At 60.2% G+C, this 16,604-nt stretch carries 17 protein-coding genes; 6 read left to right on the top strand and 11 right to left on the bottom strand.

The features are described 5' to 3' along the window. Window positions 1–114: 114 nt before the first annotated feature. The 5 genes from hcnC to F8N44_RS11375 all read right to left on the bottom strand — a co-directional run bounded on the left by hcnC (window position 115) and on the right by F8N44_RS11375 (window position 5,027). Window positions 115–1,374, bottom strand: a complete 1,260-nt coding sequence (gene hcnC, locus F8N44_RS11395) for a cyanide-forming glycine dehydrogenase subunit HcnC (RefSeq protein WP_150650368.1) — start codon at window positions 1,372–1,374, stop codon at window positions 115–117. Beyond that, window positions 1,367–2,776, bottom strand: coding sequence for a cyanide-forming glycine dehydrogenase subunit HcnB (gene hcnB / locus F8N44_RS11390; protein WP_150650367.1), 1,410 nt, complete (start codon window positions 2,774–2,776; stop codon window positions 1,367–1,369). Before hcnB ends, hcnC begins: the two co-directional genes overlap by 8 nt. Next, a complete protein-coding gene (gene hcnA, locus F8N44_RS11385) occupies window positions 2,773–3,090 on the bottom strand; it encodes a cyanide-forming glycine dehydrogenase subunit HcnA (RefSeq protein ID WP_150650366.1) in 318 nt (105 codons plus the stop codon). The genes hcnB and hcnA overlap by 4 nt, the downstream gene beginning before the upstream one ends. 241 nt (window positions 3,091–3,331) lie before the next feature. Beyond that, entirely contained in the window at window positions 3,332–3,871 is a 540-nt protein-coding gene (locus F8N44_RS11380; RefSeq protein WP_150650365.1) for a hypothetical protein, read from the bottom strand. A gap of 226 nt (window positions 3,872–4,097) precedes the next feature. Further along, window positions 4,098–5,027 (bottom strand): hypothetical protein, encoded by a 930-nt coding sequence (locus F8N44_RS11375; protein ID WP_150650364.1) that lies wholly within the window; start codon window positions 5,025–5,027, stop codon window positions 4,098–4,100. Between the two features lie 307 nt (window positions 5,028–5,334). Here F8N44_RS11375 and F8N44_RS11370 point away from each other — a divergent pair, with 307 nt between their 5' ends. Together F8N44_RS11370 and F8N44_RS11365 are read left to right on the top strand one after the other, a co-directional pair. Further along, the gene (locus F8N44_RS11370; RefSeq protein ID WP_129394452.1) at window positions 5,335–6,018 is read left to right on the top strand and encodes a response regulator transcription factor; all 684 of its coding nucleotides are present in this window, start codon (window positions 5,335–5,337) and stop codon (window positions 6,016–6,018) included. After that, window positions 5,996–7,390: a sensor histidine kinase gene (locus F8N44_RS11365; RefSeq protein WP_150650363.1), complete on the top strand. Its 1,395-nt coding sequence runs from the start codon at window positions 5,996–5,998 to the stop codon at window positions 7,388–7,390. Before F8N44_RS11370 ends, F8N44_RS11365 begins: the two co-directional genes overlap by 23 nt. Before the next feature lie 131 nt (window positions 7,391–7,521). On the opposite strand, the gene F8N44_RS11360 is transcribed toward F8N44_RS11365, so the two are convergent. The 3 genes from F8N44_RS11360 to F8N44_RS11350 are packed head-to-tail and all read right to left on the bottom strand — an operon-like array spanning window position 7,522 to window position 9,772. Continuing rightward, window positions 7,522–7,932: an SRPBCC family protein gene (locus tag F8N44_RS11360; RefSeq protein ID WP_150650362.1), complete on the bottom strand. Its 411-nt coding sequence runs from the start codon at window positions 7,930–7,932 to the stop codon at window positions 7,522–7,524. Window positions 7,933–7,955: 23 nt separating this feature from the next. After that, window positions 7,956–8,753, bottom strand: coding sequence for an SDR family NAD(P)-dependent oxidoreductase (locus F8N44_RS11355; protein ID WP_150650361.1), 798 nt, complete (start codon window positions 8,751–8,753; stop codon window positions 7,956–7,958). Then, window positions 8,750–9,772, bottom strand: a complete 1,023-nt coding sequence (locus F8N44_RS11350) for an aldo/keto reductase (RefSeq protein WP_150650360.1) — start codon at window positions 9,770–9,772, stop codon at window positions 8,750–8,752. Before F8N44_RS11350 ends, F8N44_RS11355 begins: the two co-directional genes overlap by 4 nt. A gap of 113 nt (window positions 9,773–9,885) precedes the next feature. On the opposite strand from F8N44_RS11350, the gene F8N44_RS11345 reads away from it, so the two are divergent. Then, window positions 9,886–10,782 carry a LysR substrate-binding domain-containing protein gene (locus F8N44_RS11345; protein WP_150650359.1) on the top strand — a complete coding sequence of 299 codons (897 nt, stop codon included), beginning with the start codon at window positions 9,886–9,888 and terminating at the stop codon, window positions 10,780–10,782. A 484-nt stretch (window positions 10,783–11,266) separates the two neighbouring features. After that, entirely contained in the window at window positions 11,267–11,926 is a 660-nt protein-coding gene (locus F8N44_RS11335) for a methyltransferase family protein (protein ID WP_150650358.1), read from the top strand. 126 nt (window positions 11,927–12,052) lie between these two features. Here the strand turns inward: F8N44_RS11335 and F8N44_RS11325 are convergent, their stop codons facing one another. Together F8N44_RS11325 and F8N44_RS11320 are read right to left on the bottom strand one after the other, a co-directional pair. Beyond that, complete coding sequence (locus tag F8N44_RS11325; protein WP_150650356.1) at window positions 12,053–12,721, bottom strand: HAD family hydrolase; 669 nt, start codon at window positions 12,719–12,721, stop codon at window positions 12,053–12,055. A gap of 69 nt (window positions 12,722–12,790) precedes the next feature. Next, complete coding sequence (locus F8N44_RS11320; protein WP_150650355.1) at window positions 12,791–13,204, bottom strand: response regulator; 414 nt, start codon at window positions 13,202–13,204, stop codon at window positions 12,791–12,793. Between the two features lie 199 nt (window positions 13,205–13,403). Here F8N44_RS11320 and F8N44_RS11315 point away from each other — a divergent pair, with 199 nt between their 5' ends. Next, a complete protein-coding gene (locus F8N44_RS11315; RefSeq protein WP_150650354.1) occupies window positions 13,404–14,345 on the top strand; it encodes a class I SAM-dependent methyltransferase in 942 nt (313 codons plus the stop codon). Window positions 14,346–14,494: 149 nt separating this feature from the next. Here the strand turns inward: F8N44_RS11315 and F8N44_RS11305 are convergent, their stop codons facing one another. Then, the gene (locus tag F8N44_RS11305; protein ID WP_150650353.1) at window positions 14,495–15,268 is read right to left on the bottom strand and encodes a helix-turn-helix transcriptional regulator; all 774 of its coding nucleotides are present in this window, start codon (window positions 15,266–15,268) and stop codon (window positions 14,495–14,497) included. A 110-nt stretch (window positions 15,269–15,378) separates the two neighbouring features. On the opposite strand from F8N44_RS11305, the gene F8N44_RS11300 reads away from it, so the two are divergent. Beyond that, window positions 15,379–16,494: a polyamine ABC transporter substrate-binding protein gene (locus F8N44_RS11300; protein ID WP_150650352.1), complete on the top strand. Its 1,116-nt coding sequence runs from the start codon at window positions 15,379–15,381 to the stop codon at window positions 16,492–16,494. The last annotated feature ends 110 nt before the right edge of the window (window positions 16,495–16,604 follow it).

The following is a 16,604-nucleotide window of genomic DNA, read 5'->3' as shown; positions in this document are numbered from 1 at the left end:
TGCTCGCGAATGCAATCTGTCAGTCATTGAGATGTTGACTGACAGACCGCTTTCGCGAGCAAGCTCGCTCCCACAGTGATTTTCGGTGCTCACAAAACCTGTGATAGCCAAGGCCTAAGCCAGTTCTAATTCCAGTGATTGCTTAACCTGGGCTGTTTCAAAGCGATCCGCCAAAAACGGCGTGATGTCCAACGGCAGCGGTTCATCGTTGACCAGCTTATCCAGCAACACACCAGTAATCGCCGAGGTCAGAATCCCGGTGCGGAAATGCCCGCAGGCATTCAAATACCCCTCCACCCCACGCATCGGCCCGAGGATCGGTAACTCATCCGGCGAACCCGGACGCAAGCCCGCCCACGTGCGCTTCAGATTGACGTCCTTGAGTTCCGGCAGGCAACGCACCGCACCCTGCACCAGGCCGGCGATTTCCGGGTAGGTGGTGGTGACGTCGAAGCCTTTGTCTTCGGTGGTGCTGCCGATCAGGATCTCGCCATTGTCCTTTTGCGCCACGTAGCAATCGCTGGTGGTCAGGCAGCCGTTGAGGATTTTCGGCATGCGCTCGGTCAGCAGAATCTGGCCCTTCACCGGTTTCACCGGGATGCGAATTCCCGTCGCCCATTCACTCAAGTCCGCCGCCCAGGCACCGCTGGCGTTGATCAACGTCTTGCAGTGGAACACGCCCTCCTCGGCCGTTTGTACACCGGTGACGCGGCTGCCGTGGTGCAACACGCCGGTGACGTTGGTGTTGACGAAAATGTCGACGCCATTCTGTCTCGCACCTTCCATGTAGGCGTCGGCGAGGCGGAACGGGCTGACTTGATGGTCGCAGAGAAACTCCAGCGCCCCGCGTGCTTCATGGCTGACGCTAGGCTCGGACTCACGCAGCGCCGCCTGATCGAGCCAGCGCACCTGATCGGCCAGATGCGGGATGCAACCGACGATGTGCTCGGCGTAGAGCCGGTCTTCATCGTCATAGATGACGAACTTCAGCCCGGTCTTTTCGAACTTGAAATCCATCCCGTGATTGTCTTTCAGCTCTCGGTGCAACGCCGGGTACAGCGCGTTGGACTGCAAAGCAAAATCGAAGAACGACTCCGGCAGAATGTGCGGCGTGCTCGCATCCACAGCCACCGCCGCGCCCTGGGTTTCGCGCTTGCGGTTGGCCGACATCATGCGGAAGAAAATCACCCCGCAGCCGAGACCGACCGACTCACCAATCGCCCACAAGCCACCGGCCGAAGCACGCGTCGCGTTGCCCGGGCGCTTGGCATCGATCAGCGCGACCTTGAGGTTTTTGCGTTTGGACAATTGATAGGCGCAGGACGCCCCGATCACGCCACCACCGGCGATGACCACGTCATAGAACTTACTCATGGGCAGCGGCCTCCGTGCCGACAGACTGGAATGCGGAAAAAGGAATCGGATCGATCGGGAAACGCGGGCGCAACCAACCGACATCCTTGCGCCCGGTAGCCTGACGCAAGCGATCGCTGCAGTAGCCGACGCACATGCGCCCCTGGCAATCGCCCATGCTCACCCGGGTGCGCATTTTCAGGCTGGCGATGTCTTGCACGCCCTGCTCCAGCGCCAGGTCGATGTCGGCGCGGGTGGCGTGTTCGCAACGGCAGATCACCGTATCGGCGGCGGGCAATGCAGTCTGGCCGACGCCACGTTCGGTGTAGCGATCCACGGCGGCGCGGAAGCGTACGATGGCTTTGAGTTTGCTCAAGTAGCGGTCGCGGCGCACGCGAGCCAGTTCCTCCTCGAGGACACCGCGTTGCAGCAGAATCGAGGTTGCGGCGATCTTGCCGGCGAGCATCGCTGCTTCACCACCGCGAATTCCGCCCATGTCGCCGGCCAGATGTACGTGCGGTTGATTGCTTTGCTGCCAGACGTTCGCGTTGGCGCGCAGATAACCGTCGTCGCTGAAGCCATGATCCAGGCCCATCTGCTGGCTCAGTTGGGTGCGCGGAATAAAGCCGTAACCCACCGCGAGGGTCTTGGCTTCGAAGCGCTCGACACGGCTCATGTCCGGTTCCCAAGTGGCCGAATATGGCGCGACGCTGACGCTTTTCAGCTCGCCCTCGCCGTGGGCCTCGACCACGCCCCAGCCGTAGTTCATCGGGATGCCGTGCAGTTTCAGGTAGGCGAGCATGCTCAAACCGTCGAGAAACAGCTGCGGCTTGTTCAGCAGCGCCAGACTTTCACGGGCGATCTTGCCGAACGCACAGGCCTCATACACGCCCGCAACGCTGACACCTGCGGCGTGCAGTTGTGTCGCCACCAGCGGCAGCAACGGCCCGGTGCCGGCGATGATCACCGGCCCTTGCGGCTTGACCACGCCGCTTTTGATTTGCAGTTGCAGACCGCCGAGCATGATCACCCCCGGCAAGGTCCAGCCCGGAAACGGCACGCTACGTTCATGGCAACCGGCAGCCATGAGCAATTGCGGGTACTCGATCTCGTGCAATTGCTCGTCGCTATCGAGCACCATCAGCGCGCGGGTGCCTTCAGCGCCGACCACGCGATGGTTGAGGCGCACGTCGATCAGCCCGGCCTGCTCCTGAAAATCACCGTGCAGCTTGCCCAGTGCTTCGGAGTAACGCGGGCCGAGATAATCCAGTTGCACGCCGTCACGCAACGGCCCGCGATAGACCACGCCGCCGAGGCGCGAAGCTTCTTCGAACAAGGTGCAGCGCACGCCGTGGCGCGCCAGTTCGATGGCTGCCGCCATCCCCGCCGGGCCGCCGCCGACAATGACCGGTTGCAGGCTCATACGACCACCTCCTGCGCGGTGATGCGGTTGACCTGGGTTTCGATGTGCATGCCGTCACGCACCACGGTCTGGCAGGCGCGGCGTTTGTGCCGGCCATTGATTTTCACCAGACAGCACTGGCACACGCCCATGCCGCAATAGGCGCCGGTGATCTGGTTGTGATCGTTGCGTGCAATCTGACGCACGCCGAGGGACTGGATAACGCTGAGGACGGTTTCGCCAATGGCGGCGGTGACCGCTTGGCCGTTGATGTGGACGGTCATATCCGCCTGCGCCAACGGCTGGATATCGAAGGTTCTTTCTTGGCAGTGCATTGCAATGTTCATCCGTGAAGGTTCGGTTGAGGTGGTGTCAGCTCCTTGCCGCACTACACCGGGTCGACGCGTTTATTGTGGCTATGAGGGAGCGTCGACGCGGGTACTTCGTCAGCGCAACAAGGTGCGCGTGAAGCACTGTAGTTCATACCTCAGCAAAGGCCGGGATCATTTACGTTAGGCGATCTCGCCGCTCGAAATATTGATCCAGGCCAGTGAAAGCGGTTGGATTGTCCAACGATCAATTGGAGAAGACGAATTGCCCTTTGATCTTTTTCGCGCCGATGAAACCCAGGTCCGGGAACAGCAGGGATTTGATCCAGGCAGCGTAGAACACAATGGCCAGGGTGATGCCGACGGCAATCACGGTCGACAGCGGATCTTCCTCATAGCCCTTGAACATGCGTGAAACCTGACTGATGGTGAGGAGGACGTAAACGGTGTAAGCCGCCGCCACGTTCTTGTAGAAGCCCCATGCAAACAACAACGGAATGCCACCAGCGATCAGCAACATGGTCAGTGCCAGACCGGCGCTTGCGTCATAGAACAGGAAGAAACCGACGACTGAGCCGATCAATGCCTGAATGCAGGTCAACACGATCAGCAGGATGACTTTGAGTGAATGCTTTGCTCTGAGGGCCGGATCCGGGCGCCCTCCGATCCAGGCCGCCAACACGCGATCCTTGACCGCTCCGCCCGACAACGCCTTGAACGTTTCGGTTTTCGAGCGCCCGGCTTCGAGCATCTCCACCAACTGGCGTTTGATTTCCTTCTTGTCCAACGTGTTCATCCTTAAAGAGAGGTAAAAGCGGCCAATCCACTTCCGGCGGCGATTCTCGCTGTTGCCCCCGCAGAAAGCAAAAAGCCGCTTCCACCCGAAGGTGGAAGCGGCCGAGGCATGGGCCTCAATGGAGCAATCAGTGCACGAACAGGGCGATCAGGATGATGATCGGGATCGGTACGCCGAGGAAAAACAGCAGAAGTGAGCGCATGGTCATGCTCCTTGTTTAACGGACTGGAGTGGTCGTGGTGTAGGTGTCGACTTCTACGTACTCGACGGCATCGCGGCGGCGACCGCCGTAAGTAGCCGCGAGGCTGGCAAAGAACGCACCGGCCAACAGCGAGATAAACATCCACAGCGAGGTCCAGGCAGCGACTTTCGCGGCGGTGTCGGCGGCTTGTTGAGCTTTCAGTTTGGCGTCGGCCACAGCCTTCTGAGTGCGCGCGTAGATTTCATCGACGCGGCGCTCGGCATCAGCCTGAGTCAGGTTGGTCCGTTGGGCGACCAGTTGCGCAAGGTAGGTACGGTCTTCGGCACTCAACTGACCGTTGGCCAGACTTTGCGCAAAGATCCGGGCCACGGCGCCATGCGCGGCGTCATCGCTGACGGAGGCTGGACGGTCATCGCGGAACAGGCTGTCGATGTAGTAACCGTACTGGTTGCTGTCGGTGTTCGCCGCTGCAGTACCGGCTGCCTGAGTCATGGCTCCGGCGGCACCGCCAGCAACACTGGCACCGGCCTGGACACCACCACTGATGACGCTGCTGACCGAACCGACCACCAGCACAGCGGTGACCAACGTAGCCACGCACCAGGCAAGGAAGCCGTGCGCGGTGTCGCGGAAATACACCTCGTCACCGTGCATGTTCGCCCACTTCACCCGCAGGCGACCGGCGATGTAGCCACCCATGCCGGAAGCGATGATCTGCGTCGCCGCCAGCCAGACGATTGTTGAAATGCCCAGGCCTTTGGCACTGACGCCCTCTCCGGCCCACGGTGAAACGGCAGAGAAACCCAAACCGAATCCGAGCAGGACCAGAATCATCGACAGTGCAGCGGCAGCCGCAGCACCGGCGAAGATCGCGCCCCAGGACACGCCCGAAACGCTGCTCGACTCTTCAACGGCGGGATAAAACCCATCAGGGGATCTATTCATTGTTGTTCTGCTCCAGGCATGAAAAATGGTGTTACAACTCGTCATCAGATGAATTGCAGCGACCGTGCCATTCGCGAGAATTAATTAAGTCCTTTAATTTCAGCCAGTTATAAAGAATGAACTTCCGAAAACCTTGCAAATTGCAACAACTGCCGGATAACAGCGGGTTTTATGCATTGGCTTCGGATACCCATCACACTCGAAATTTGCGTTTGTGACAGGTGAACATGAAAGTTAATTTAAAGCGTCAGCGGATTTTCTTGGCAAAATGCTGCCATTCCGTTTGAACCGATCAGCAGGTCTGCCTATGACTCGTATCTTGACCATCGAAGACGACGCCGTGACCGCCCGGGAAATCGTCGCCGAACTGAGCAGCCACGGACTGGACGTCGACTGGGTCGACAATGGCCGCGAAGGCCTCGACCGCGCCGTGAGCGGCAACTACGACCTGATCACCCTCGACCGCATGCTGCCCGAACTCGATGGCCTGGCCATCGTCACCACCCTGCGCACAATGGGCGTGGCCACGCCGATTCTGATGATCAGCGCCCTCTCCGATGTCGACGAGCGTGTGCGCGGCTTGCGCGCCGGCGGCGATGACTACCTGACCAAGCCGTTCGCCACCGATGAAATGGCCGCACGGGTTGAAGTCTTGTTGCGTCGGCAGAACAGCGGCGCGACTCAAGCAACGACCTTGCAGGTCGCCGACCTGGAGCTGGATTTGATCAGCCACGAAGCGCGCCGTGCCGAACAAGTGCTGACGCTGCTGCCCACCGAGTACAAGCTGCTCGAATTCCTGATGCGCAACAGCGGCCAGATCCTCTCGCGGATGATGATTTTCGAAGAGGTCTGGGGTTATCACTTCGACCCCGGCACCAACCTGATCGACGTGCACATCGGCCGTCTGCGCAAGAAGATCGACGCCGTCGGCAATGTGCCGCTGATCCGCACGGTACGGGGCTCCGGTTATGTCATTGCCGAACCCGTCTGACGGCTGGCGTTCCTCCAGCAGCCGCTTGCTGGCGCTGTACAGTTCGCTGTTCGTGGCGTGGAGTGCGATCCTCATGGGGGTCATGTATTACGAGGTCTCCGGCTACCTCGACAACCTCGCCAAACATTCGCTGATGCAACGTCAGCACCTGTTTTCGCACTTTCGCGGCGAGCAACTGGAAGACGCCCTCGCCGCCAGCATGACCTTCGACATTCGCGGTATCGACGCTTATGGCCTGTTCGATGCGCAAGGCGTATACCTCGGCGGCGCACTCCAGCAGATCCCCGAAGGCCTGCAGCTGGACGGCAAGATCCACATGCTCGCCGACTGCGCCGACTCCGACGATCCGACCCTGCCCAATGACAGCTGCGACGCGGTCGCCACGCAAACCCGCGACGGCCGCTGGCTGGTGCTGCTGCGCGACAACGGCTCGCTGTTTGCGGTGACGCGGATCATTTTGCATGCGTTGTTCTGGGGCGTGTCGCTGACGATTCTGCCGGGGATTGCCGGTTGGCATTTGCTGCGGCGGCGACCGTTGCGCCGGATACGGGCGATTCAGGACAGCGCCCAGGCGATTGTCGCCGGCGATCTGACCCACCGTTTGCCGCTGTCCAATCGCCGCGATGAACTGGACATGCTCGCCGCCATCGTCAACGCGATGCTGGAGCGCATCGAGCGTTTGATGAATGAAGTCAAAGGCGTCTGCGACAACATCGCCCATGATTTGCGCACACCACTGACGCGTCTGCGCGCGCAGTTGTATCGCATGCAGCAGCAGGCCGGCGAAGGCTCGCAGGAAGCGGCGCAGCTGGATCTGGTGCTGGCCGAAGCTGACACGCTGATGGCGCGGTTTCGCGGATTGCTGCGGATCTCCGAACTTGAGGATCGCCAGCGCCGTTCAGGTTTTGTCGAACTCGATCCGGTGCAATTGCTGGAAGAACTGCATGAGTTTTATCTGCCACTGGCCGAGGAAGGCGAGCTGCGTTTCGAGCTGAACATGCCGGAGACGTTGCCGGCGCTCAATGGCGACCGAGCGTTGTTGTTCGAGGCGCTGGCGAATCTGCTGAGCAACTCGATCAAGTTCACGCCACCGGGCGGCACGGTGATGTTGCGCGGGGTGAACGCGGGTGGGCAGACGCGGATTGAGGTGCACGACTCAGGGCCGGGGATTCCCGAGGCTGAGCGTGAGGCGGTGTTCCAGCGCTTTTATCGTGCAGAGGGTGGGCAGCCGCAGGGTGGTTTTGGTTTGGGGCTGTCGATTGTCGCGGCGATTGTCAGCTTGCATGGCTTCAGTCTTGAAGTTGGCAGCAGTGATCTCGGTGGAGCGAAACTGGTGCTCGATTGCCGGCAGAGCCTGATCGAGAATTCCTGACTTCTACCTTGAAATGCAATCAATGTGGGAGCGAGCCTGCTCGCGAAAGCGGTGAGTCATTCAACAAAGATGTTGCCTGACAGTCCCTCTTCGCGAGCAGGCTCGCTCCCACAGGGTTTTGTGCTCAATGATCAGGATGGGTAATTGGCTCGGAGTGCCTCGAGGCCACCCTGATAGATGCCGTTAAACAACGCCACCACTTCCTCATCGCTCACGCCTTTGGCGTTGAAACGCCCCGACCACGTCACCCGCGCGCCCTGCCCCTGGGCTTCGACCTTGATCGTCGCCAGATAATCAGTCGCCGGGAACGGTGCCTGTTCGATCGAATAGCTGTAGGTTTTCTCGGCGTTGTCGAACGCTTGCAGACGCTCGACCACCACGCCGCCGTCAGCGGTTTGCAGGGTGCGCACGCGGCCGCCGTCGCTCAGTTCACTGTTGGGAATAAACGGCAGCCAGTCGGGCAGCGTGTTGAAGCCGCCGATCAATTGCCAGACCTGATCGGCCGAAGCCGGGATGTCGATGGTTGCAGATGCTGTAGGCATAGATAAATGTCTCTCTCGGGAATTCAGATCGTGAGGCTGTCGACCACACCGCCATCGACGCGCAACGCGGCGCCGGTGGTGGCTGAGGACAGCGGCGAAGCGATGTAGGTGACCAGGTGCGCGACCTCTTCAACATCCGCGACACGCTGGATGATCGACGTCGGCCGCGCCTTGCGCACAAAAGCGTCAGCTTCATCGCGCAGGTTGCGCCCGGATTCGGCCGCGGCGTCCTTGAGCATGTCTTCAAGGCCATCGGTGAAGGTCGGCCCCGGCAGGATCGCATTGACGGTCACCCCGGTGCCAGCCAGACGTTTGGCCAGACCGTGGGATACCGCCAGATTGGCGCTTTTGGTCACGCCATAGTTGATCATGTCCGCTGGCGTTGCCACACCGGATTCCGAAGACAGGAAAATCACCCGGCCCCAGCCCTGCTCGACCATCGCCGGCACGTAATGCCGCGCCAGACGCACGCCGGAAATCACGTTGACCTCATAGAAACGCGTCCACTCGCTGTCCGGTGCTTCGAAGAAATCAACCGCGTCGAAGATGCCGAGGTTATTCACCAGAATGTCCGCACGTGGTTCAGCGGCGAACAGTTTCTGCGCGCCTTCGGCGGTGCCCAGATCGGCAGTCAAACCGCGCAATTGTGCACCCGGGACTTTCTCGCGAATACTCGCCAGCGCTTGCTCGACCTTTCCCGTGTCACGGCCGATCACGACCACCGTGGCCCCGGATTCAGCCAGCGACTGGCTTATGCCCAGACCAATGCCCGCAGTGCTGCCGCTGACAATGGCCAGTTTTCCACTCAGATCAATCTTCATGCTTTCACCTCATCGATTGGCAATGGTGCACGTTCGGAAACCAGTCTGGCGTCGCGCATCGCCTGCCAGAAACCGGCAGGAATAACGGCTGACAATGCGGCGACATCTTCAGCAATTCGGCCGGGTTTGCTTGCGCCGGGAATGACCGCCGCAACAGCAGGATTGGCCAGCGAAAACTGTAGCGCAGCGGCTTTGATATCAACGTTGTACGCGGCGGCGATGCGTTTGATCTGCTCGACCTTGGCGATGACCTCAGGGTTGGCTTTCTGGTATTCGAAGTGCGCACCACCGGCGAGGATGCCCGAGCTGTAAGGGCCACCGACGACAATTTCAACGTTCTGCGCCAGCGCCGCATCCATCAAGCGTTGCAACGGGCGTTCGTGATCGAGCAGCGTGTAGCGACCGGCCAGCAGAAAACCGTCCGGCTGCGCTTCGCTGAGGTCGAGGGTCAATTCGCACGGCTCGACTTTGTTCACGCCCAGGCCCCAGCCTTTGATCACGCCTTCTTCGCGCAAGCGGGTCAGCACTTTGAATGCGCCGGTGCGGGCCTGATTGAAGTATTCCAGCCATTGATCGCCGTAGAAATCCTGAGCGATGTCGTGCACCCAGACGATGTCGAGGCGATCGGTTTGCAGGCGCTTGAGGCTGTCTTCGATCGAACGCATAGTCGCATCGGCGCTGTAGTCATTGACGATCTTGTTCGGGCGACCGTGTTCGAACACGCCGCTTTTCTCGCCGAGATCACGGGCAGCGGCGTCTTCGACTTCATCGAGAATTACCCGGCCGACCTTGCTGCTGAGCACGTAGTCGTCGCGCTTGTATTGCTTGAGCGCTTCGCCGAGGCGGATTTCCGACAGGCCCGAACCGTAGAACGGCGCGGTATCGAAGTAACGCACGCCGGCATCCCACGCGGCATGCACGGTGGCTTGCGCTTCGGCTTCCGGGATGGCGCGGAACATGTTGCCCAGTGGTGCGGTGCCGAAGCCCAGCTGGCCGGGCAGTTTGTCTTTCAAGCTCATTGGTTTTTCCTCAATAGGTTCTGGGTCGGTGTGACCGTTGAGCAGATCCTAGATTGCGACACCGAGACCGTCCAAGACATAATGCGCAGCACTTGAGTCCCTATAGGTCTGACATGATCGATATCCGCCAATTGCGCTACTTCGTTGTAGTCGCCGAGGAAGAACACGTCGGCCGCGCCGCCGAACGGCTGCATATTTCCCAGTCGCCACTGAGCCGGCAGATCGCCCAGCTCGAAGAGCGCTTGGGCCTGACGCTGTTCGAGCGTAGTCAGCAACGCATTCGCCTGACCCGCGACGGCCAGACTTTTCTTGCCGAAACCCGCGCCCTGCTGACCCACGCCAATCGCCTCGAATCCCTCGGCAAACGCCTCGGTCGCGGCGAAGAAGGTGGCCTGTGCATCGGCTATATCGAGAACGCCATGCACGCCGGAGTCCTGCCCAATGCCTTGCGCGTATTGCGCGCGGATCGTCCCAACGTTCACGTCGCGCTGTACAACCTTAGTTCCGCCGAGCAATTGGAAGGCCTGCGGCAGCGTAGTCTCGATATTGCCTTGGTGAGTGAGCCGCCGACCGATGACGATCCTGATCTGCTGGGCTTTCAGGTGCTGGATGAGCCGATGCTGCTGGCGTTGCCGGAACATCATCCGTTAGCGCAGCAGGCTGCGTTGAAGCCGGAGGATCTGGCCGCTCAGGAGTGGATCGGCGTGCAGCCGCGTCAGGATGCCAACGATGAGTTTGTCAGCGCCTGCATCCGCGCCGGCTTCACTCCGGATGTGCGCATGCAGGCGACCGAGCCGTTTACCGCGCTGGGGCTGGTGGCGTCGGGGCTGGGGATTGCGATGATTCAGAAAGGCCTGAGCCATAACGCCCCGCCGGGTGTGGTGTTGCGAGAACTGCCGTGGCTGACGCTGACTACGCCATTGTGGGCAGCGTGGCACCGGATCAATTTGCGACCGTTGGTAGAAACGTTCCGCAAAGTCCTGACTGACGACAAGGTATCTGCTGACTGACATGGCCCCTTCGCGAGCAAGCTCGCTCCCACAGGTTCAGAAGTGATCTCGCATTCTCTGTTCAACACAGATCCCTGTGGGAGCGAGCTTGCTCGCGAAAGGGCCGGCACATCCAAGATAAGAAATTGACTGACCCAACGCTTTCGCGAGCAGGCTCGCGCCCACACCTTCAGACGTGATCTCGCATTCTCTGTTCAACGCAGACCCCTGTGGGAGCGAGCCTGCTCGCGAAGGGGCCGGCACATCCAACATCGAATTTGACTGACCCAACGCCTTCGCGAGCAAGCTCGCTCCCACAGGTTCAGAAGTGATCTCGCATTCTCTGTTCAACGCAGATCCCTGTGGGAGCGAGCTTGCTCGCGAAAGGGCCGGCACATCCAAGATAAGAAATTGACTGACCCAACGCTTTCGCGAGCAGGCTCGCGCCCACAGGTTTTGCGGTGGATCTACACTCAACGGAAACGCAACCAGCCGTGAGTTGACCATGAAAATGTCTGCGCAAATGACCGTCGTCGCGGTACTCGCCACCCTCGCCTGGCTGGGTCTGGCGGTGTGGGGCATTGGTGGGGTGGCGATGTTCTTTTCCCATGGTTCATTGGTGATCGTGGCATTGGCGACGGTGGCGATGGTGATTGCTTCACTGTTCAGTGAGGTCAACCTCAGTTCTGGCGAACGTGAAGATCGCGCCAATCGCTGGGTGATTCCGGCGTTTGGTGTGATTGGACTGGTCAGTGGATTCTTGCCAGCCTATTGCGACCGGGTGAACTTCTGGACGTTTGGTGGTGAGGGCGTGCGTTGGCTCGGCGCTTTGCTGTTTATCGTTGGCGGCACGCTTCGATTGTGGCCGGTGTTTGTGCTGGGGCGGCGCTTCAGTGGATTGGTGGCGATTCAGCCGGGGCATCGACTGGTCACGGACGGCATCTACGAGCACCTGCGCAATCCGAGTTATCTGGGGTTGGTGGTCAATGCCGTGGGTTGGGCATTAGCGTTTCGTTCGGTGGTCGGATTGATACTGGCAGCGCTGACGTTGATCCCGTTGATTGCCCGGATTCACTCGGAAGAAGCCCTGCTGCGGGCGCAGTTTGGGGCGGAGTATGACGCTTATTGCGCGCGGAGTTGGCGTTTGCTGCCGGGGGTTTACTGATCTTCAATCCACACTGGAAAAATGTGGGAGCGAGCCTGCTCGCGAAAGCGGTGGGTCAGCCAATATCAATATTGGCCATGACAATGCTTTCGCGAGCAGGCTCGCTCCCACAGGGATTGTGTTGTGTCAGTTGCGTTGCAGGTGGAGCTGGCCCGCGCTGTCGACTTTTACCTGCACCGCAGCATAACTGGCCAACGTCGCATGGGCCGTTTCCAGCGGATGCTGGTGCGTGGTGGTGATGATCATCAGCGGCGCGCCGGCCGCTTCGGCAGCCTGAATACCGACGGTGGCGTCTTCGAAGATCAGGCAATCATGCGGCTCCTGGCCAAGTCGTTTGGCTGCCAGTAAATAGCCTGCCGGATCAGGTTTGCCGGCCTTCACATCTTCAGCGGTGATCATCACCGCAGGCTCCGGAATCCCCGCCGCCGCCATGCGCCGCAAGGCCAGATCCCGTGGCGCCGAGGTCACCATCGCCCAGCGTTCTCTGGGCAGGCTGTTGAGAAATTTGGCCGCGCCGGGAATCTCGACAATGCCTTCAACGTCTTCGATTTCCGCCTCGGTGATGAACGCCGCTTGCGCCTCGGCATCCACGCCCGGCAGGTTCAGGCGATTGATCGTGTCGATGGCTCGCGCACCATGAATGGTCGGCAAAAAGGTTTCCACATCGACACCATGGCGCAAAGCCCAGGCTGACCAGATCCGCTCGGCGGCGGCGATGGAATTGAGGACAGTGCCGTCCATGTCGAACAGAAACGCGCCGAACGCGCGATCAAATAAAGCATCGTGAGCAGACAAAGGGTCGCATCCTCTGGCAAAAGACCGGGCGGGCAATGTAGCACTTGCCCGGTCGATCCACCCAGTGTGTCAGTGCAGGCGCGGTGCCTTGGATTTGAAGGCGCTGTCGACACAGTCGAGCAATTGCCCAATGGCCCACGGCTTTTTGATAAACGCCACTGGATGCTTGACCCCGGAAGTCTCGGGCGTTTCATAGCCGGACATGACCATTACCGGTTTATCCGGCCAGCGGTCGCCGACCAGATTGGCCAACCCAGCGCCATTGATTTCGCCGGGCATGGTGATGTCGGTCAGCAGCAAGGCCACTTCCGGCGCGTGCTCTTCCAGATACAGCTTGGCGTCATCCGCGCTGGTGCGCGGCTCGACCTTGAAACCTTCCTCCTGAAGAATTTCGCAGAGAAACTCCAGAATCAACGGATCATCCTCAACCACCAGAATCAACCCGCCAGGAAGGTCCGCGTTCGCCGTCAATATTGGGCACATGGAACCGCACTCCCTGAATTGCATTAACGATTTAGCGGCTTGAATCCGCTGCTTATCTGGTATGAGCGGTGGGCTCTGCAGAAATTCATTTTTGATACAGGTCTTTTGCGAATGGCCATTTTTCCCCGTCGCAGGCAATCGTTCGCGACGACGGATTTGTGGTTAAAATGCCGGCCCTTTTGCTTGCCGATCCTGACCGATGAACCCTGAAGCCCTCGTCACCCTCCACGCCCATCTGCTGCCGGCCCTTGCGGCAGCGCCGAGCGAAACCCGCCGTCTGTTCCACGGGCGCGGACGCTGCTGGGCCGGGCTGGAGCAGTTGACCGTGGACTGGCTGCAAGGCGTGGTGCTGGTGTCGCTGTTCAAGGAGCCGGCGCCTGAGCAACTGGAGAATCTCAAGGCGCTGCTGCTGGAGCTCACGGGGTCCGCCGAATGGAAACAGTCCGGCGCCCACTCCTTGCTGATCCAGCATCGCTACTTGCCGCAAAGCACTGCCGAATGGTTGCTGGGCGATGAAATCGACGAAATGACCATCGTTGAAGGCGCCTTACAGTACCGTGTCGATCTGGGTCGCAAGCAGAACGCCGGGCTGTTTCTCGACATGCGTTACGGGCGCAACTGGGTGCGCGAACAGGCCGATGGCAAACGCATCCTCAACCTGTTCGCCTACACCTGTGGTTTTTCCGTGGCAGCCATCGAGGGTGGTGCCAGCCATGTGGTCAATCTGGACATGTCGCGCGCAGCTCTGAGCCGGGGTCGCGACAATCATCGCTTGAACGGTCATGACTTGAGCAAAGTCAGTTTCCTTGGCCACGACCTGTTCAAGTCCTGGGGCAAAGTGATCAACAGCGGCCCGTATGATCTGGTGATCATCGATCCGCCGTCGTTTCAGAAAGGCAGTTTCCTGCTGACCAAGGACTACCAGCGCGTGCTGCGTCGTTTGCCGGAATTGCTCACGCCCCAAGGCACAGTGCTGGCGTGCATGAACGATCCGGCGTTCGGTTCGGACTTTCTGATCGATGGCGTGACCCAGGAAGCGCCGAGCCTGCGCTTTGTAGAGCGGCTGGAGAATCCGCCGGAGTTTCCGGACATTGATCCTGAAAGCGGCCTCAAGGCTTTGGTCTTCCAGCGCACCGCCTGACACCCAGAAGATCCCCTGAACAACACACATCCCTTGTGGGAGCGAGCTTGCTCGCGAAAGCGTTTTGGCAGTCGCCTGTGAGGTTGACTGATCTACCGCATTCGCGAGCAAGCTCGCTCCCACAGGTTTATGGGTACGGCTGATGATCTTCAGTGAGGGCGCAACACCAGCGCAAACAACTCGCCATGCCCGGTGACATTGAGCTTGTGATACAGATTGCGCCGATGCACCTTGACCGTCTCCGGCGAGATGCCCATCTGCTGGGCCATCGCCTTGCTGGAGAAGCCCTGCAAGATCAGCCGTGCCGTGTCGACCTCACGCACGGTCAGCCGCGCATCGAAGCGGTCAAGCAACGTCGCCAGATCCCCGACCACCGCCTCCGCCACCGCACCCTGCGGTGGCAACAACTGCACATGCCGACGCATCGCCGCCAGCACCCACTCGCGTACGCACAGCAACCTGCCCTGCTCGGCCATGTCGAATGGCGTCGAACGGCCCAATGACAAACCGAGCACGCCGCCCTCGACGTTGATCATGAACTGCAACTCGTCTTCGCCCACCACCGAGCGAAAGTAGCTCTGGTAGTACTCGCTGTGCAGAAACTGGTCCGGCGCCACCGAGGCGAGGCTGTGCAAACCATCGGCAATGCCGGTCGAGGCAGCTTGATAAAACGGATCGAGCAAGTACATCCCGGCGCTGTAGCCGGCCAGTTCTTCCTGCTCGTCGGGGCGACCCTTGCTGTCGAAGTCGATCAGCAACTGCGGCGCCTGCCCGGCTTGCATCAGCGCCACCAGCGCGTTGTCCAGCGGCACCAACAATCGCAAAGTGTCCACCAGCGCACGCCAGAAACCGTCCTGACCAACACCGGCAAATACCCGCGCCAGGCTTTGATGCACTGGCAACTCCTGCAGCAACGCGTCCACGCACTACCCCTTTTGAGTAACCCATGATGGGAATGGGTCAGGTGTGACCGGCCCGATAGGCTGAGCACTCCTGTTCATCACCGGCCTGCACAGGCCAGGAGTGCCGCATCATGCGTGGTCACCGTGGCTGTATCAACCTCAGCATAAAACTGGGCCTGCTGGCCGGTCTCAGCGCCAGCTCGATCGCCATGGCCGCCGACGCACCGAGCGTGCACGTCTACAACTGGTACGACTACATCGGCCCGAACACCCTGCACGATTTCCAGCGCGACAGCGGTATCCAGCCGGTCTATGACACGTTCGACAGTGCCGAAGTCCTCGAAGGCAAACTGATGACCAGCCGCAGCGGTTACGACGTGGTGGTGGCGAGCAATTTCAGCCTGCCGACGCTGATCAAGGCCGGCGCCCTCGCCCCGCTGCCGCGCGATCAATTGCCGGGCTGGAAGAATCTCGACAGCGACCTGCTGGCGAAACTGGCCAACAACGATCCCGGCAATCAATACGCCGTGCCTTATCTGTGGGGCACCAACGGCATCGGCTACAACGTCGACAAGGTACGCGCGGCGCTCGGCGACAAAGCGCCGGTGGACTCATGGGATCTGGTGTTCAACGAAGCCAACCTCGCCAAACTCGGCCAGTGCGGTGTGGCGATGCTCGATTCGCCGTCGGAGATGCTGCCGGTCGCCCTGCATTATCTGGGGCTGCCACCGAACAGCACCGATCCTGAAGACTATAAAAAGGCCGAAGCGTTGCTGCTGAAATTGCGTCCGCATATCGCCTACTTCAACTCGTCGAAATTCATCAGCGATTTGTCCAACGGCAACATCTGCGTCGCCGTCGGCTGGTCAGGCGCGATGCTGGAAGCCAAGACCAATGCCGAGCAAGCCAACAACGGCGTAAAGATCGCCTACAGCCTGCCCAAGGAAGGCGCGCCGGTGTGGTTCGACACGCTGGTGCTGCTCAAGGACGCGCCGAATCGGCCTCAGGGTCTGGCGTTTATCGACTATCTGCTGCGGCCCGAAGTGATCGCGCCGGTCAGTGATCATCTGTCGTATCCCAATGGCAACCGCGCGGCAACAGTGCTGGTAGCCGCCGCGACTCGGGACAATCCGGCGGTGTATCCCTCCGCCGCAGCGATGGCCACGCTGTACACCCTTGAACCCCTGCCAAAAGCCACCGAGCGAGTGCGCACGCGGGTGTGGAGCAAGGTTAAGAACGGCCAATAAAGCCTTTTGAACATTGCACAAAACCCTGTGGGAGCGAGCCTGCTCGCGAAAGCGGTGGGTCAGGCACTGATGTGTTGAAAGTGCCGACGCATTCGCGAGCAGGCTCGCTC

Origin of the sequence: Pseudomonas fluorescens (assembly GCF_902497745.1) — a bacterium.
GTDB lineage: Bacteria > Pseudomonadota > Gammaproteobacteria > Pseudomonadales > Pseudomonadaceae > Aquipseudomonas > Aquipseudomonas fluorescens_BM.
The sequence above is the reverse complement of the archived record's forward strand: the minus strand, read 5'-3'. Positions and strand labels throughout refer to the sequence as shown.

What these genes read in the sequence shown, in the direction of transcription:
- hcnC (WP_150650368.1), bottom strand. Translation starts at nt 1,374, where the DNA reads ATGAGTAAGTTCTATGACGTGGTCATCGCCGGTGGTGGCGTGATCGGG.
- hcnB (WP_150650367.1), bottom strand. Translation starts at nt 2,776, where the DNA reads ATGAGCCTGCAACCGGTCATTGTCGGCGGCGGCCCGGCGGGGATGGCG.
- hcnA (WP_150650366.1), bottom strand. Translation starts at nt 3,090, where the DNA reads ATGCACTGCCAAGAAAGAACCTTCGATATCCAGCCGTTGGCGCAGGCG.
- F8N44_RS11375 (WP_150650364.1), bottom strand. Translation starts at nt 5,027, where the DNA reads ATGAATAGATCCCCTGATGGGTTTTATCCCGCCGTTGAAGAGTCGAGC.
- F8N44_RS11370 (WP_129394452.1), top strand. Translation starts at nt 5,335, where the DNA reads ATGACTCGTATCTTGACCATCGAAGACGACGCCGTGACCGCCCGGGAA.
- F8N44_RS11365 (WP_150650363.1), top strand. Translation starts at nt 5,996, where the DNA reads ATGTCATTGCCGAACCCGTCTGACGGCTGGCGTTCCTCCAGCAGCCGC.
- F8N44_RS11360 (WP_150650362.1), bottom strand. Translation starts at nt 7,932, where the DNA reads ATGCCTACAGCATCTGCAACCATCGACATCCCGGCTTCGGCCGATCAG.
- F8N44_RS11355 (WP_150650361.1), bottom strand. Translation starts at nt 8,753, where the DNA reads ATGAAGATTGATCTGAGTGGAAAACTGGCCATTGTCAGCGGCAGCACT.
- F8N44_RS11350 (WP_150650360.1), bottom strand. Translation starts at nt 9,772, where the DNA reads ATGAGCTTGAAAGACAAACTGCCCGGCCAGCTGGGCTTCGGCACCGCA.
- F8N44_RS11345 (WP_150650359.1), top strand. Translation starts at nt 9,886, where the DNA reads ATGATCGATATCCGCCAATTGCGCTACTTCGTTGTAGTCGCCGAGGAA.
- F8N44_RS11335 (WP_150650358.1), top strand. Translation starts at nt 11,267, where the DNA reads ATGAAAATGTCTGCGCAAATGACCGTCGTCGCGGTACTCGCCACCCTC.
- F8N44_RS11320 (WP_150650355.1), bottom strand. Translation starts at nt 13,204, where the DNA reads ATGTGCCCAATATTGACGGCGAACGCGGACCTTCCTGGCGGGTTGATT.
- F8N44_RS11315 (WP_150650354.1), top strand. Translation starts at nt 13,404, where the DNA reads ATGAACCCTGAAGCCCTCGTCACCCTCCACGCCCATCTGCTGCCGGCC.
- F8N44_RS11300 (WP_150650352.1), top strand. Translation starts at nt 15,379, where the DNA reads ATGCGTGGTCACCGTGGCTGTATCAACCTCAGCATAAAACTGGGCCTG.